The organism is Aquabacter albus (genome assembly GCF_040049275.1).
In the GTDB taxonomy this organism is placed as follows: Bacteria; Pseudomonadota; Alphaproteobacteria; order Rhizobiales; family Xanthobacteraceae; genus Aquabacter.
In genome coordinates this window covers 660,347-675,565 of sequence record NZ_JBDZDT010000001.1, presented here as the reverse complement: position 1 = coordinate 675,565, position 15,219 = coordinate 660,347, and the positions used below count along the sequence as shown (strand labels likewise).

Below are 15,219 nucleotides of genomic sequence, written 5' to 3'. Positions count from 1 at the left end.
GCGGCGGGAAGCGTATATAAGAAGAATATTATGTTGATCTTGTGATGCTTTGCAAAATTCAGCCGGCAGTTGCCGCAGATACGGCCTCCCCGTTCCGCGAGAGCGAGCGCAGCAGTGCCGTCTGCCGGGCCAGCGCACGGGGCAAGGCGTAGCGCTCCACGATGGTGCGCCGCGCCGCCGCCCGCGCATGGGACAGCGCCTCGCGATGGGTGAGCGCCTCGAGCATGCGTTCGGCAAGGGCGGCCTCGTCGAAGAACGGTGTCAGCAGCCCGTTGCGGCCGTCCTCGATCACCTCCTGGACCGGCGCCGTGGCCGAGCCGATGACCAGCGCGCCGCACGCCATGGCTTCCAGCACCGACCAGGAGAGCACGAAGGGATAGGTGAGGTAGACATGCGCCGCCGACACCCGGAACAGGCGCAGCAGCGCCTCGTGGGGCAGGGTGCCGAGGAAGAAGATGCGTGAGGGGTCGAGGCCGGTCTCCGCCATCAGGGTCTCGCGCCATGTCCCGCCGCCCTCCGGCGCGCGGCCGTAGCTGACGCCGTCCCCGCCCGCCACGGCGAACACCGCGTCCGGCCGGCGCCGCGCCACTTCGGCGGCGGCGCGCATGAATTGGGGGAAGCCGCGATAGGGTTCGAGGTCCCGCGCCGCATAGGTGACCACGGGATCTCCAGGTGCGAGCACGCGCCCGTCCGGCAAAGTGAAGGTGGCGTCCGTCTGGGGTCGGCACAGCTCCACGTCGATGCCGTCATGGCAGACGGCGATGCGTTTCTGGTGGGCCGGGGGATAGCGGCTGCGCTGCCAGGATGTGGGGCTGATGCCGCCCTCGATGGCGTCCAGCGTGATCAGCTGCGCGCTGTTGCGCAGGCGCAGGCGCAGGCGGTCGTCCAGCGTGACCGCCTCCGAGGGATCAAAGCCGGCATCACCGCCCGCGGCGCGGTGGAAATACTCGCAATAGCCGAGCACGGGCGTTGCCGGCAGCACGTCCTTGGCGAAGATGAGCCCGCCCCAGCCCATATGTCCGAACACCATGTCGGGCGGGCCTTCCGCGCGCCGCAGCGCGTCAAGGGTCTCGGCCACGCGATAGCCGATGCGCACATGGCGTTCCGGTGCGGCGAGATGGGGCGTGGCGTCGTCCCGTTCGCGCACGCCCTGCTCCGCGCGATGGCGGATGACGCGCACGCCGGGCAGTGGCCGGTCGCAGGTTTCGCAGATGAGCGTCGCCTCCCATCCCTCGGCGGCGAGGTGGGGGGCGAGATGGAGGAACTGGCCGGGGCCGCGGCGGTGAATGAAGACGATCCGCATGCGTCTCCTTGATTCTGTGGTCGTGCCCGGGCGAGCCCCGGGCATCTCTCATTGCCCGGGCGCCCAAGGAATGGCCGGGTCACGCCCGGCCATGATGAATGTGGGTCGGCTCTCCCCTCAGGCCTCCCCGTAGCGCATGGTCGTGGTCCACACGACTTCCAGGCGCCGCAGCATGTGGAAGGTGGTGGTCAGTTCCTGCACCTCGTCGTCGTCGCGGGCGATGAGGCGGTGATAGGCCTCATCGATGCTGCGGATGGTGTCGCACAGCGCCCGTCCCTTTTCCGCGAGGCGGATGCGGGCGGAGCGCCGATCGCGGGCAGACGCGGTGCGGTGGATGTAGTCCGCGTCCGCCAGCTGCTTCAGATAATAGGACGCGTTGGATCCAAGATAGTGCCCCCGCTCCAAAAGGTCGCGGACCGAGAGTTCGTCCGCGCCGATGGTGAACAAAAGCATCACTTGCGGCGGCGAGATGTCGTCGATGCCGAGGCGCGTCAGCTCCACGCGCAACAGGTCGCAATAGCGCCTGTGGATGCGCTCGATGACACGCGCCAGTTCGAGGTGGGTGACTTGCCCGGAGTCGTTGTCGGCGGATTCTGCGAGGGAAGGGGGGCGGGTGGCAAGAGGAGCAGCGTCGTTCCACGGCTCGACAGCTTCGATGGAGGGGATTTCGGCGAGAGCGGCGGGACCAAGCTTCTGGTGCATGCACACAGCCTTCTCTTCGAGTTTATTACAGTTTTCGAAACATTTTCGTTTCCTCCCCAGGATGTATTCGGCGCTTTTTACGCCTGTCATTGTAGATGTACTGTCATCACTTCACCCTATTTGTCGGTGAAGTGTGCAACACAGCAATTTCGATTTCGGTGTCGAAATGCGGCGATGGTGTGGAAAATTCATGTTCATTTAAAGGTGTTTCTAATTTCTGTCGATTTCCTGAACGAGACAGGTAGAAAGGTGCCCCTCTGATGCCGACAAAACATATGGATGCCGCGACACTCATCAGGAAGGGCAGACGAATTTTCTTGGTAGGACTCGTCTATGCCGCTGCGTTGAGTGCCTTTATTACTGTACTTCAGCTCACCGTGCCCCTCTTTATGATACAGGTGCACGACCGCGTCGTTAACAGCCGCAGCTACGATACGCTGACGATGCTGATAATCGTCGCGGCTGGCGCGCTCGTGGTCTACGGTTTTCTTGAGTATATCCGGGCCCTCACCTTCCAGGCCATGGCTGGCACCTTGGTGAAACGCCTGAACATCCCGACTCTCGAAGCTGCGCTCGCATCTTCCCTCGATGCCGGCTCGGCAAAGGCGAGTCAGGTGATGCGGGATCTCAACGACCTGCGCTCCTTCATGACCTCCAGCTCGATCGTGGCGCCGCTGGAGGGCATGTGGTGCCCCATCTACCTCGTGGTCCTGTTCCTGCTGCACCCGCTCTACGGCCTGCTCGCCATCGTCTCCGCAACCATGCTCGTCGGTCTCGGCATCATCTCCGACATGTTCACGCGGGGCGTCACCAAGGAAGCGAACCACGCGCATATCGAGAACATCTCGCGCATCACATCCACGCTGCGCCATGCCGAGGCCATCGAGGGCATGGGGATGCTCCCGGCTCTGGCCCAGCGCTGGCGCGCCTCGCAGGTGCATGCGGCGGAGCTCTCGGCCTCCGGCCACCGGCGCGGGAGGAGCATGCATATGGTGACCCGCGTTCTGCGCCTGTGCATGCAGATCGGCGCGCTCTCGCTGGGCGCTGGCCTGGTGATCGAGGGTGCCGCCTCTCCTGGATCCATGATCGGCGCCACTATCATCATGAACCGCCTGCTGGCGCCGTTCGACAGCCTCACCGACAATTGGCGCAGCTGGATCACCGCCTTCGGCTCCTGGCAGCGCATCCGCGAACTGCTGGAGAGCCACAAGCATGGCCGCGACGTGGTGCCGACGCCGCGATCCAGCGGCGACCTGGAGGCGGACCGCCTCGTTTATGCCGTGCCCGGCCAGGATCTGGCGGTGCTGAAGGGCGTCTCCTTCCGCGTCTCGCCCGGCGAGATCCTCGGCGTGGTCGGCCCCTCCGCCGCCGGCAAGTCCACGCTTGCGCGCCTGCTGGTGGGGGCGGCCAAGCCCACGGCGGGCGGCGTCTTTCTCGACGGGCACAATGTCTATCTGTGGGAGCGCGGCTCGTTCGGCGACATGACGGGCTACCTGCCCCAGTCGGTCTCGCTCCTCGACGGCACCATAAGAGAGAATATCGCACGCATGCGCGACGGCGATCCCCGCCTCGTCATCGAGGCCGCGCGGCGTGCCGGCGTGCACGAGATGATCGGCCGCCTCCCGCTTGGCTACGACACGCCGGTGGGCGATGGCCGCTTCACCCTTTCCGGCGGGCAGAAGCAGCGCATCGCGCTCGCCCGCGCCCTGTATGGCCGCCCGCGCCTCATGGTGCTGGACGAGCCCAATGCGAATCTCGACGCCGAGGGCGAGGCGGCGCTCCTCTCCGCCATGCGCGCTGCCCGCGACGACGGCGCCATCGTGGTGGTGATCGCCCATCGCCCCGCCATCATGGAATGCGCCGACAAGCTGCTGGTGCTCCAGGACGGGCGCGTCGCCCAGTTCGGCGAGCGCACCTCTGTGGTGGCGAGCATCACGCCTGTCCGGAAGCCCGCCGCCAAGCCCGCCCTCGCCAGCGCCGGAGGTGCCGCATGACCGACCGCAGGACCAACGACAACGCCATCACCGCCCGGCGGCCGGCCGAGCTTCTGCCCCCCGGCGGCGGGCGCGAGGACATCTGGTACGAGGTGATCGAGAAGGAGGACGAGGCGGAGGCGCGCTCCAGCCTGCGCGGTCCCATGATCGCGGGCATCGCCGTCATCATCGTGGCCTTCGGTGGCTTCTTCGGCTGGGCCTCCTCGGCGAGCCTTGATTCGGCGGCGGTGGCGAGCGGCACCGTAATCGTCGATTCCAAGCGCAAGACGGTGAGCCACCTGGAAGGCGGCATCCTGAAGCGCCTCGCCGTGCAGGAAGGCGAGATCGTCAAGGAAGGCCAGCCTCTGATGCTTATGGACGACACCCGCGCTCGCTCCGAACTGGAGCGGCTGCAGGGCAAGCGTATCGGCCTCCAGGCCCGCCTCGCCCGCCTGCGTGCCGAGCAGACGCGGGCGAGCGAGATCGCGTTTCCCCCGCGCGTGCTGAACACCAAGGACCCGGTGGCCAATGACGTGCGCGAAGCGGAGAGTCGCCTGTTCGCCAAGCGTCTGGAAGCCTATGGCGGAAAGATCGAGTTCCAGCGGAAGGACATCGAGCAGCGCACCGCCGAGGCGGCGTCCGCCATCGCCCTCATCGATGCCTCCGAGAAACAGCGCGCCCTGATCAGCGAGCGGGTGGACGGGCTGAAGACGCTCGCCGTGAAGGGCTTCGTCGCGAAAGCCCAGGTGCTGGAGCAGGAAGCCCGGCTCTCGGAGCTGACCGGGCGCATCGGCGACTATACGGCCCAGAAGGCCCGCGCCGAGCAGGCGAAGGCCGGGTCCCAGGCCGCCCTCGCCTCGGTGGAATATGACTGGCAGAGCGATGTGGCGGACCAGCTCCAGACCGCCCAGCTCGAACTCAACGAGGTGGAGAACCAGATCACCTCCGCCCGCGATATCTTCGACCGGCTGGAGGTGCGCTCGCCGCAGTCGGGGGCGGTGGCCAACATCCAGAAGCGCACGCCCGGCAGCGCCTTGATCGCAGGCGAGGCGCTCATGGACATCGTGCCCGAGAACGAGCCCATGATCGTGGAGGCGCGCCTCAACACCCGCGACATCGTCTCGGTGCACACGGGCTCGAAGGCGCAGGTGCGCCTTACGGCCTATGACCACCGCACCATCGCGCCGGTGGACGGCAAGCTCATTTATGTGGCTGCCGACCAGACGCTCGACCCGAATACGGGCGCAGCCTACTACGTGGTGCGTGCCGAGATCGGTCCGGAGGCCCTGAAGGACCGCCCGAATGTGACCCTCTATCCCGGCATGCCGGCGGAGCTGATGGTGCTCAAGCGCCCGCGCCGCGCCATCGACTATCTGGTGGAACCCATCACGGAGAGCTTCAACCGCGCCTTCCGCGAGAACTGAGCGTCCTTATAAAGCGTGGATCCCGGTACATGTTTCTGGGATCCATTCTTGTTTCACTGGCTTTCCTTTAGCGGAGCCTTTCCGGGCATCCGCGTTCACGCCGACCATGATTGTGGGTTGAATTTCGCCCCCGGTTCCCGTGAACAGACCATTCATAGCTTCAAATTTGAAATCAATAACTCTCAGAATAACGAGAGAATTACTTCATCTTAATATCGACACATGACGTTGAGTCCACAATATCATCGCAATTATTTCATCGTTCGTTCCTCAACGGCAGAGCTGACTGACGTATGCTTCGGTGTCGCGGTGATGAGACGTGCCTCGTCGCTGCAGGCTCTACGGGTCCCGCGTGGGCCTGTCTCCCGGGCATCAGGCCCTCAACGGAAAGAACGGAGGTTGCCATGGCGACCATCGAAGGTAGCGCTTTCGACGATAGCTTGCATGGAACCCAGTCTCCCGACGTGATCTTCGGTCACGCCGGGGATGACGCCATCTTCAGCGGCGGCGGTCACGACATCGCGTTCGGCGGAAGCGGCGATGACATGCTGTTCGGCCAGGCCGGCGACGACTATCTGCTCGGCGGATCCAACAGCGATTATATCGACGGCGCCGGCGGCCACGACGTGCTGCTCGGCGGCGCGGGCGAGGACTTCCTCCTCGGCGGCGCAGGTAATGACACCCTGTTTGGCGGGGTCGGCAACGACTACATCGACGGCGGCGCCGGCGATGATCTGCTCTCCGGCGGCTCCGGTCAGGATGTCTTCACCTTCTCCGGCGGCGGCGGCAATGATCTCGTGCTGGACTTCAAGGAAGGCGTCGACCTCCTCGAAATCAGCAAGGGCATCAACGGCACGGATATCTCGACGGCGGACGATGTGGCGGCGCGGGCGACCGCGGTGGGCCACAGCACCGTCATCGATCTCGGCGGCGGCGACAGCATCACTCTCAATGGGGTGAGCGTCGAGGACGTGCACGACAATCCGAGCGCTTACTTCCTGGTTCACTGAGGACGCGCCGGGCGCCTGATGGCGCCCGGTGCCCCCCGGCGTTCGCGCCGGGACCAAAACTCTGCGCCCGCGAGGCTTATCGCGGGCGCCCTTTCCCTCACATGCGAGGCGCGACGGAATGCTCGAGGCGGTCCGGGACACTTTGGAAGAGAGCTCCCATCCCTTTGCTGCGCCCCCATCTGCGGTGCGCGCTCCGGCGCCACGTCTGTTCCGCATCGGTGGCGCGACCCTCATCCTCACCTGGGACCTGCCGAGCCGCGTGTGGCGCGCAGGCCGCCTGGAGCCGCTGGCCGGGGCACCTTTGGCCCCGCTCGCCTCGCTGCGGCTCCAGCGGGAAGATGGCGGCACGCGCGTGGTCTGGGCGTTCCGGCGTCCGGAAGCGGCCATCACCCTGGCAGTGTTCGCCGGCACCGTGGGGCCGAGCCTCGAAGTCGCCGTCGATCCCGAAACCGAGATCCCCGCCCTGGACCCGGCGCGGCTCCTGGAGGGCCTTTCCGGCGCCGCGCGCCTCTCCCTTCTTTCCGCCTTTATCGACGCCTGGCCGAGCATGTTTCGCCTGAGGCGCAGCCGCGGCTATGCGCGCATGCTCCATGCGGTGATCTCAGCCGCCGCGCCGACGCCCGGCACGGCCCGCCTGCTGGCCCGGCTCGATGGCGCGAACCTCATGGCGGAGACCGCGGTGGGGGAGGGCTTCGGCGGCATCTCCGCTGTGCACCGCATCGCGCCGGACGGCTTCGAGCGCCTGCCTCTGCGGCCGAAGCTCGATCCGCCGGACCGGCGCGGCTCCCGCCGCCTGCATCTGGTGCTGGGCGGTGAAGAGGATGCGCGCGGGACTTTCCTGGTGCTCATGGGCGCCAACGGCTTTGCCATCCGCCGCCTTGAGGCGGAAGGCGAGGTGCCCACCCTCGGCCGCTGGTGGCGCGGCCAGTCGAAGCCCGACGCCGCCCTGCGGGAGCGCGCCATCGCGCTCGCCGCGGAAGCATCGGACGCAGGGCGGTGCGGGGCGCTGGAATTCCAGCTCCAATGCCCGCTCCAGGCGCGCCGCCTCGTGGGCGGAACGGATGCGCCCGAGATCGAGGTGAATCTCGCTTTGTCCACGCCTGCCGGGGTTCTGGCGGGCGGCTGGATGCGCGACCCGTTGAACCTCGTCGAGGGCATCGACCTGATGGATGCGGACGAGGCGGCGCTGCCCCTCGGCGACACGCTCCGCACCTTTTCGGTGATGTTGGAGAAGAACGGAAACTCCGTGCCCGTGCGCGGCTTCCTTGCGCTCGGGCCGCGCCGCGATGGGGTGCCTCTGCTTCAGCCGCGTTTCGCGCTGCGGCTGAAATCCGGGGAGCGGCACGCCCTCGTGCCCCCGCCCCAGCCGGCGGACCTGGTGCAGATGCGCTCGCGCGCCCTCGGCGCCGTGCCGCCGCAAATGCTCACCCCAGCCATTCTTTCCGAATGCCTCGGGCCGGCGCTGGGCGCCATCCAGAAACGCATCCTCGGCGAGCTCGGGACGCCGACCGTGGTGGAGATCGGCCCGCGCAAGACGAACCCGGTCATGTCCATCGTGGTGCCAGTCTATCGCGTGGTGGAGTTCCTCCGCGTGCAGGTCGCGGCCTTCGCCGCGGACCCTTCTCTCCGCGAGGATGCCGAGTTTATCTATGTGCTCGATTCCCCCGAGCAGGCGGATGGTGTCGAGCATCTGCTGCGCGGCCTCGGGCTGCTTTACGGCCTCTCCTTCGTGCTGGTGGTGATGCCCCGCAATGCGGGCTTCGCCATCGCCTCCAATGCGGGCGCGCGGGAAGCGCGCGGCGCAGTGATCGCGCAGGTGAATTCGGACGTGATCCCGGTCAATGCGGGCTGGCTGCACGCGCTCGCGGCGCGGCTCTCCGGCGAGGTCGGTGCGGTGGGCCCGAAGCTGCTGTTCGGCGACGGCTCGCTCCAGCACGCGGGCATGTATTTCGCCCCCGGCATCCGGGGGAACTGGCTTAACCACCACTTCCACAAAGGCATGCCCGGCAGCTATCCGCCCGCCGCCATCGAGCGCTCCGTGCCGGCGGTGACCGGCGCCTGCGTGGTCATGCGGCGCGATCTCTACGAAGCGGTGGGCGGGTTCACGGAGGATTATGTGATCGGCGATTACGAGGACAGCGACCTCTGCCTGAAGGTTCGCGCGAAGGGGCACGACATCCGCTACGTGCCGGAGGCCGCGCTCTATCATCTCGAGCGCAAGTCCATGTCCGCGAGCCCGGACCACGCGCGCGGCACCGCCTCCGCCTACAATGCCTGGCTCCATGCCGAGCGCTGGGGCGCCGTCATGACGGCGCTGATGGCGCCTGATGCGCCGCGTGCCGACGCGCCACATGCCGACGCACGGAGGGCCGTCGCATGAATGCCGTCGTCGCCTTGCACCAGCCGGAAGAGGTGCGTCCCGTCCTGTCGAAGGACATCTCCCTGCTGCTCGACTATATCGAGAGCAACCGTTTCCTCCCCACCCCGCCGGACGGCTCCATCTTCGTGGGCGATGGCGACTACCGCGCCATCGGTGCCGAATTCCTGCGTCATTTCGTGGAGATCGGCGGGCTGCGGCGCAGCCACCGCGTGCTGGATATCGGCTGCGGCATCGGCCGCATGGCGGTGCCGCTCACCCAGTTCATCCATCCCGAGCGCGGCAGCTATGAGGGCTTCGACCCGGTGCTGGAAGGCATCGAATGGTGCACGCGAACCATCACCGGCGCCTATCCCAATTTCCGCTTCCAGTGCCTGGACGTGGCCCACGCCATCTACAATCCCAAGGGCTCCGTCAGCGGGGAGGAACTGATCTTCCCCTATGGCGACAGCGCCTTCGACTTCGCCGTCATGACATCGGTGGCGACCCACCTGATGCCCGCGGAGCTGACCGTCTATGCGCGGGAGATCCACCGCGTGCTCGCGCCCGGCGGTCGGCTGTTCCTCACCGCCTTCGTGGTGGACGCCTCCGCCCTCGACGGGCAGGGCCGCGACCCCAGGCTCGGCTTCGAGCGGGCGGGGGAGGGGCCGTGCTGGCACGCGGACAAGGACGCGCCGCTCGCCGCCGTCGGCTTCGATGACGGCTTTATCGACGGGCTTCTGCTGGATGCGGGCTTCCGCATTGAGCGCAAGAGCCTCGGCCATTGGCGGGGGCGTTCTGCCGCCCATTACCAGGACGTGTTCGTCGCCGTCCGCAGCGGAGGTGAAAGATGAGCCCGCGCATTCTCGTCGTCGCGCACAATCATCCGGACCTCCATCCCGGCGGCACGGAGATCTTCGCCCACGATCTGTTCAAGGCCTACAAGCAGGCCGCGCAGGCGTTGTTCGTCGGCTGCACCAGCCCGCTGCACCGCGAGGCGCGGCCCGGCACCAGCTTCCAGGCAGTGGGCGAGGCCGGCGACGAGGTGTTGTTCTGGACCGGGCATTTCGACCGCTTCGCCATGTCCCAGATCGACCTTTACGGCGCGATCCCGGATCTCGTGGCGCTGCTGGAGGACTTCCGGCCGGACATTGTCCACCTGCACCACCTGCTGCTCATCGGCGTGGAATTCCCGGCCCTCGTGCGCCGTATCCTGCCCAATGCGCGCATCGTGATGACGCTGCACGATTACTATCCCATCTGCGCCCATGATGGGCTGATGGTGCGCACTACGGACGGCAACCGCTGCCTTGGCGCAAGCCCGGATGCCTGCCACCGCTGCTTCCCCGACATCGCGCCGGACCGCTTCCTGCTGCGCGCGCACAATCTGAGGATCCATCTGGATGCGGTCGACATGTTCGTCTCGCCGAGCCAGTTCTTGAAGGAGCGCTATGTGGCGTGGGGCCTGGAGGCGGAGCGCATCGAGGTGATCCCCAATGCCCGCCCCCATGCGACCCCGGCACCGCTGCGCCACAGCCATGACGGTCGCCGCGCCTCCTTCGGCTATTTCGGCAACATCAATCCCTGGAAGGGCATGAAGGTGCTGCTGGAGGCGGCGCGCCGCCTCATCGCCCACGATGTGCCCTTCGAATTGCGCGTGCACGGCGCCGCGCTCTACCAGACCGAGGCGTTCACCGCCGAGATCGACCGCCTGTTCGCCTCAACCGATACCCATGTGCTGCGGCTCGGCCCCTATGACCGGCACGACATGCCCCAGCTTATGGCCGATGTGGACTGGGTGGTGGTGCCCTCCATCTGGTGGGAGAACGCGCCCTTGGTCATCGAGGAAGCGCGCGTTCATCGCCGGCCGGTGATCGCCAGCGGCATTGGCGGCATGGCCGAGGCGGTGCGCGACGGCGTGGACGGGCTGCACGTGATGCCCGGGGACGCGGCGGACCTTGCCGGCGTCATGCGCCGCTGCGCCGAGGAGACGGGCCTGTGGCGACGTCTGTCGGCCGGCGCCCAGCCGCCCGTGGACATGGGGACTGTCGCCGCGCGCTACCTCGCCTTGGCGAACGCTGCTTCCACATCCGAGACCCTTTCCACCGCTGCCTGAGGAGGTGCGCATGGCCGTCATCGCCGCCGCCAAGCCGGCCCCCGTGAAAGCCCACAGCGCCGCGCCGCCGGCGGCGCGCATCGACGGGCGCCTGGAGGCCATCGACAAGGGCCGTCTCTACGGCTGGGTGTGGAACGCCGACGCGCCGGACGAGCGGCTCGCCATCAGCGTCCTGCTGGATACAAAGGAGATCGCTCGCGCCATCGCCGACCGCCCGCGCATCGATCTGCGCCGCAACGGCATCGGTGACGGTGCCCACGCCTTCGACATCACCCTGCCCGCCGGGGCGGCGCCGGAGCGCATCAGCGTGATCGCGCGCAGCGCGACGTCCAAGGGCGAGCTGGTGCTGAAGCCGCCCACGGCCGATGACCGCGCCGCCGCCGCCGTGCTCGCGCCCATGCAGCCGGTGTTCGACCGGCTCGACCTCATCGTTGCCGCCCAGCGCAAGCTCCAGCTGATCCAGAAGGAGAATGCCGACGGCCTGAAGGACGCGGCCCAGAAGCTCGAGGTGATGGCGGACCAGGAGGCGCGGGTGGCCGAGGCGCTCACCTATGTGCGCTCCGGCCAGTCGGACCTCACCTCGCGCATCGACCAGATGGAGATCTTCCTCACCCGCTTCGACAGCTCGCTCGCCGGCTTCGACAAGCGGCTGAAGGATCTTTCCGACCGCGGGAAGGATGAGCTCAAGCCACAATTCTTCGCCTTGGCGGTGATGGTCGGCCTCGCCACCGGCTTCGCCCTTTCCCTTCTCATTCACCTCTGAGGTGCCCGTGACCGAACGCGCGACGCTTCCCTATGATGGCGAGACCGCCCTGGTCGCGCCGGTGGATGACGGCCTCGCCCTCATCGCGGGCATCGGCGAACTGCCGGGCGCCGTCACCGCGCTGCTGAACGGCGACCCCAGTGCCTCCGTGGAGGCGGCCGCCATGTGCTGGCGCCGGCCGGAGGCGCCGCCCGAGGCGCGCTCGGGCTTCGTCGCTTTGGTGCCGCTGGCGGCGCTGGGACGGGGGCGGCTCTCGGCCATCCTGTTCCGCCGCCCCGGCCATCCCACCCGCTATGCGCTGCCGCACCGGCCGCTGCCCCTCGAAGCGCTGCTCCAGGCCATCGCGGCCGATGCCGGCCCCGGCGTCGTTTCGGTGGTGGACGGCATCATCGAGGCCCTTCTGGCGGGCCAGCCGAATGCGCGGCGCCTGCGAGCAGTGGCATCCATGGCGCAGGCGGTGGCCCAGCGCGACGGCTTCGTGGAAGTGGTGGGCCCGGTGGAGGGCAACGAACTGTTCCTCCAGGGCTGGACGGCGGACCTCGTGCCCGGCCGGGCACGCGTCATCGCTATGCTCACCGAGCCCGTGTTCGCGGAGCTGGAGAGCGCCTCCTTCCCCCGCGAGGACCTTGCCGGCCGCGGCCGCGGCTTCTGCGGCCTCCTCACGGCGCCGCAGCCGCTTGACGTCACCCGCCTCCAGCGCCTGCTGTTCCGTGGCCGCGAGGGCTGGCGCACCATCGCCGTCTATGAGCGCGCTCTGGCGCTGGCCCCGCGCGACGTGCCGGCCCATGTGCGCGCCGAGATCCCACGCCTCACGGCACCTGCGGAGGTGCTGGCGCGCCTGAAGGCCACGGGCAACCGCTTCGACGGGCGCGACACGGTGGCGGACCTGAAGGTGCCCGTGCGCCTCGGCATCGATTTCGCTTTGGCTGTGGAGGGCGGGGGCGTCCTCGTTTCCGGCTGGATGCTGGACGTGGAACGCCGCGTGGAGGCAGTGACGCTGCGCGTGGGCACCCAGGCCGTGCGGCTAGACGAGACCTGGACCCGGCGTCCGCGTCCCGACGTCACCAAGGCCTATCAGGGGGACGCCATGTTCGCGGGGCTCGGGGCCGGGCACCAGTCCCACGGTTTCCTCGCCTTCGCGCCCAGCCTGCCGGCCGACAGGGAAGCGGGCGACGCCACCTATCTGGAACTGACCCTCGGCCACGGCCCGGCCTATCGGCCGCTCACCGTCGCGCGTTGCTCGCCGCGCCAGATCATGGCGCGCCTCACCACCAGCCTGGAGCCCAAGGCGCTGACCTCGCCCCATCTCGTGGAGCGGCATCTCGGCCCCATGGCGCAGGCCATTTCCCGCCCGGCTCCGCGCCCGGTGCCGGCGGGTGACGTGGGTGTCTTCACGGACGACGCGCAGCCCACCCTCGTGGTGGGTGTCGACGGCGAGCCGGACCAGGCGGGTGCGCTCATCTCGCTGCTGGCGCTCGACCCCGAGACGCGGGCCGTGCTCATCATCGTCTCCGCCTGCGAGGCCTGCTTCGACGAGGTGGCGGCGGACGTGCGGCGCCTCGCGGATTTCTACGGGCTCAATCTGCGCCTCGTCTGCGCCGAAGGCGCGGAGGATGTGTGCGACGCGCTGGAGGCCGGCGTGCGCGCCACCAGGGCCGAACACGTGGTGCTGCTCGCGGGCGACGTGCTGCCCCGCGCGAATGGCTGGTTCGGCCGCCTGGAGCGGGCCTATCGCGCGCGCGGCGGAAAATGCCTCGCCGCGCCGACCCTCCTGTTCGAGGACGATTCCGTGCGCTGGGCCGGGACGGTGATGGAAGGAGAGGGTGCAGAGCGCAGCCTCGTCGACCGCCATGTGGGCTATCCGCGCGCCGTCCTCGACGGCGCGGCGCCCGACGAGGTGGCCGCCGGTGCGGTGCAATGCTGCATGCTGCCGCGCGCCGCCTTCGAGGGCGTGGGCGGCTTCAGCCGCACCTATATCGGCGTCGCGGAGAAGGGGCTCGATCTCGCCCTGAAGCTGCGGCTCGCCGGAACCCCGTCGGTCTGGGTGCCGACGGTGGAAATGATGTGCGCGGACGAGGCGGGAGCCAACCTGCCGTGGCTGCCGCTCGCAAGGAGGATCGACCGCTGGGCCTTCGACCGTCGCTGGACCCTCGCAGTCTCGAACATGCGGAGCTGATGCTGATGAAATCCGCCCTCCTGTCCTCCAAGCCTCAGGTTCCGGACGAACCGACGCAGGACGGCCCGCGCAAGGAAGACCTGCGCGTGCTGGTCGTCTCCCATGGCCATCCCAGCCTCTCGCTGGGGGGCGGGGAGGTGGCGTCCCACAATCTGCATAAGGGCCTGAACGCGCTAGGCGTCACTTCGCGCTATCTCGCCCGCGTCGCCCACCCTGTGCCGCGCCACGGCGCCTCCGCGCTCATGAGCCTGCGCCAGAAGAGCGACGAGATCCTCTACCACGCGGACGACTACGACCACTTCCTCATGTCGAACCGCAACACTGACGACATCCGCAAGGATTTCCTGCGCTTCGTGCGCGACGTGAAGCCCGACGTGGTCCATTTCCACCACATCCTCGGACTCGGCCTGGAGATGATCTTCGCGGTGCGCGACGCGCTGCCGGACGCGCGCATCGTCATCACCTTCCATGAGTTCCTGGCCATCTGCCACCATCACGGCCAGATGGTGAAGACGCGCGGCATGAAGCTCTGCAACCGCGCCTCGCCCACCGACTGCCACGCCTGCTTCCCGGAGATTTCCCCCGCGCGCTTCCTGCGCCGCGAGCGGTTCGCCCAATCCATGCTGGGGCTCGCGGACCACTACATCTCGCCAAGCCACTTTTTGGCCGAGCGCTATGTCTCCTGGGGCATCGACGGCACGCGCATGTCGGTGATCGAGAACGGCCTCGACATCCCCGAGCAGGCGCCGCCCCGTCCGCTTGCGGCGGGCGGGCGCCGCTCCTCCTTCGCCTTCTTCGGCCAGATGACGCCCTACAAGGGCGTGGACGTGCTGCTGGACGCGGTGGGCCGGGTGCCGGAGCGCCTGTGGGGCGAGGATGCGCGCCTGATGATCTTCGGCGGCAACCTCGAGCGCCAGCCGGACGACTACCAGCTCAAGATGGCGGCGCTGGTGGAGAAGGCCGGCGACCGGGTGCGCTTCTGCGGCTCCTACCAGAACCCGGAAATGCCGCGCCTGATGCGCTCCGTGGATTGGCTGATCATGCCTTCGGTGTGGTGGGAGAATTCGCCCATCGTCATCCAGGAATCCTTCTTCCACGGCCGCCCGCTCATCTCCTCCAACATCGGCGGCATGGCGGAGAAGATCCGAGACGGCGTGGACGGGCTCCACTTCCGCGCGGGCAGCGCGGAGGACCTCGCGGACCGGCTCTGCGAGGCGCTCAGCGACGCGACGCTCTGGGACCAGCTGCGCGCCGGCATCAAACCGCCGGGCGACTATCTCGGCTTCGCCCGCACCCATCTCGATCTCTACCGGCGCCTGCGTGAGCAGCGCCAGCCGCAGCCCGCAGCTTCAGCCGAAGCTGTGGTCGCTCGCACTGCCTGAACCTAGGGAGGCAA

General features: G+C 68.0%; 11 protein-coding genes. 9 read left to right on the top strand and 2 right to left on the bottom strand.

Translation table 11 applies throughout. The features are described 5' to 3' along the window. Positions 1–58: 58 nt before the first annotated feature. Together ABLE91_RS02810 and ABLE91_RS02805 are read right to left on the bottom strand one after the other, a co-directional pair. Positions 59–1,303, bottom strand: a complete 1,245-nt coding sequence (locus ABLE91_RS02810) for a glycosyltransferase (protein ID WP_348928202.1) — start codon at positions 1,301–1,303, stop codon at positions 59–61. A gap of 117 nt (positions 1,304–1,420) precedes the next feature. Next, on the bottom strand, positions 1,421–2,005 hold the full coding sequence (locus ABLE91_RS02805; RefSeq protein WP_348928200.1) for a MarR family transcriptional regulator: 585 nt from the start codon (positions 2,003–2,005) through the stop codon (positions 1,421–1,423). 260 nt (positions 2,006–2,265) lie between these two features. Between ABLE91_RS02805 and ABLE91_RS02800 the strand changes: the two genes are divergently transcribed. The 9 genes from ABLE91_RS02800 (at position 2,266) to ABLE91_RS02760 (ending at position 15,205) form a co-directional block, all read left to right on the top strand. Further along, on the top strand, positions 2,266–3,999 hold the full coding sequence (locus ABLE91_RS02800) for a type I secretion system permease/ATPase (protein ID WP_348928198.1): 1,734 nt from the start codon (positions 2,266–2,268) through the stop codon (positions 3,997–3,999). Then, on the top strand, positions 3,996–5,402 hold the full coding sequence (locus ABLE91_RS02795; protein ID WP_348928197.1) for an HlyD family type I secretion periplasmic adaptor subunit: 1,407 nt from the start codon (positions 3,996–3,998) through the stop codon (positions 5,400–5,402). The genes ABLE91_RS02800 and ABLE91_RS02795 overlap by 4 nt, the downstream gene beginning before the upstream one ends. A 404-nt stretch (positions 5,403–5,806) precedes the next feature. Then, entirely contained in the window at positions 5,807–6,412 is a 606-nt protein-coding gene (locus ABLE91_RS02790) for a calcium-binding protein (RefSeq protein ID WP_348928195.1), read from the top strand. 118 nt (positions 6,413–6,530) lie between these two features. Further along, positions 6,531–8,792, top strand: coding sequence for a glycosyltransferase (locus ABLE91_RS02785; RefSeq protein WP_348928193.1), 2,262 nt, complete (start codon positions 6,531–6,533; stop codon positions 8,790–8,792). Continuing rightward, entirely contained in the window at positions 8,789–9,622 is an 834-nt protein-coding gene (locus ABLE91_RS02780) for a class I SAM-dependent methyltransferase (protein ID WP_348928191.1), read from the top strand. The genes ABLE91_RS02785 and ABLE91_RS02780 overlap by 4 nt, the downstream gene beginning before the upstream one ends. Beyond that, positions 9,619–10,884 (top strand): glycosyltransferase family 4 protein, encoded by a 1,266-nt coding sequence (locus ABLE91_RS02775; protein ID WP_348928189.1) that lies wholly within the window; start codon positions 9,619–9,621, stop codon positions 10,882–10,884. Before ABLE91_RS02780 ends, ABLE91_RS02775 begins: the two co-directional genes overlap by 4 nt. Positions 10,885–10,894: 10 nt before the next feature. Then, positions 10,895–11,647, top strand: coding sequence for a hypothetical protein (locus tag ABLE91_RS02770; protein ID WP_348928188.1), 753 nt, complete (start codon positions 10,895–10,897; stop codon positions 11,645–11,647). Positions 11,648–11,654: 7 nt separating this feature from the next. Further along, a complete protein-coding gene (locus tag ABLE91_RS02765; RefSeq protein ID WP_348928186.1) occupies positions 11,655–13,823 on the top strand; it encodes a glycosyltransferase family 2 protein in 2,169 nt (722 codons plus the stop codon). 5 nt (positions 13,824–13,828) lie between these two features. Beyond that, positions 13,829–15,205 carry a glycosyltransferase family 4 protein gene (locus ABLE91_RS02760; protein ID WP_348928185.1) on the top strand — a complete coding sequence of 459 codons (1,377 nt, stop codon included), beginning with the start codon at positions 13,829–13,831 and terminating at the stop codon, positions 15,203–15,205. Positions 15,206–15,219 lie beyond the last annotated feature (14 nt).

Excerpts from the sequence above, each read along its gene's own strand:
- ABLE91_RS02805 (WP_348928200.1), bottom strand. The coding sequence starts at position 2,005 with ATGCACCAGAAGCTTGGTCCCGCCGCTCTCGCCGAAATCCCCTCCATC.
- ABLE91_RS02795 (WP_348928197.1), top strand. The coding sequence starts at position 3,996 with ATGACCGACCGCAGGACCAACGACAACGCCATCACCGCCCGGCGGCCG.
- ABLE91_RS02775 (WP_348928189.1), top strand. The coding sequence starts at position 9,619 with ATGAGCCCGCGCATTCTCGTCGTCGCGCACAATCATCCGGACCTCCAT.
- ABLE91_RS02770 (WP_348928188.1), top strand. The coding sequence starts at position 10,895 with ATGGCCGTCATCGCCGCCGCCAAGCCGGCCCCCGTGAAAGCCCACAGC.
- ABLE91_RS02760 (WP_348928185.1), top strand. The coding sequence starts at position 13,829 with ATGAAATCCGCCCTCCTGTCCTCCAAGCCTCAGGTTCCGGACGAACCG.
- ABLE91_RS02785 (WP_348928193.1), top strand. The coding sequence starts at position 6,531 with ATGCTCGAGGCGGTCCGGGACACTTTGGAAGAGAGCTCCCATCCCTTT.
- ABLE91_RS02800 (WP_348928198.1), top strand. The coding sequence starts at position 2,266 with ATGCCGACAAAACATATGGATGCCGCGACACTCATCAGGAAGGGCAGA.
- ABLE91_RS02780 (WP_348928191.1), top strand. The coding sequence starts at position 8,789 with ATGAATGCCGTCGTCGCCTTGCACCAGCCGGAAGAGGTGCGTCCCGTC.
- ABLE91_RS02810 (WP_348928202.1), bottom strand. The coding sequence starts at position 1,303 with ATGCGGATCGTCTTCATTCACCGCCGCGGCCCCGGCCAGTTCCTCCAT.
- ABLE91_RS02790 (WP_348928195.1), top strand. The coding sequence starts at position 5,807 with ATGGCGACCATCGAAGGTAGCGCTTTCGACGATAGCTTGCATGGAACC.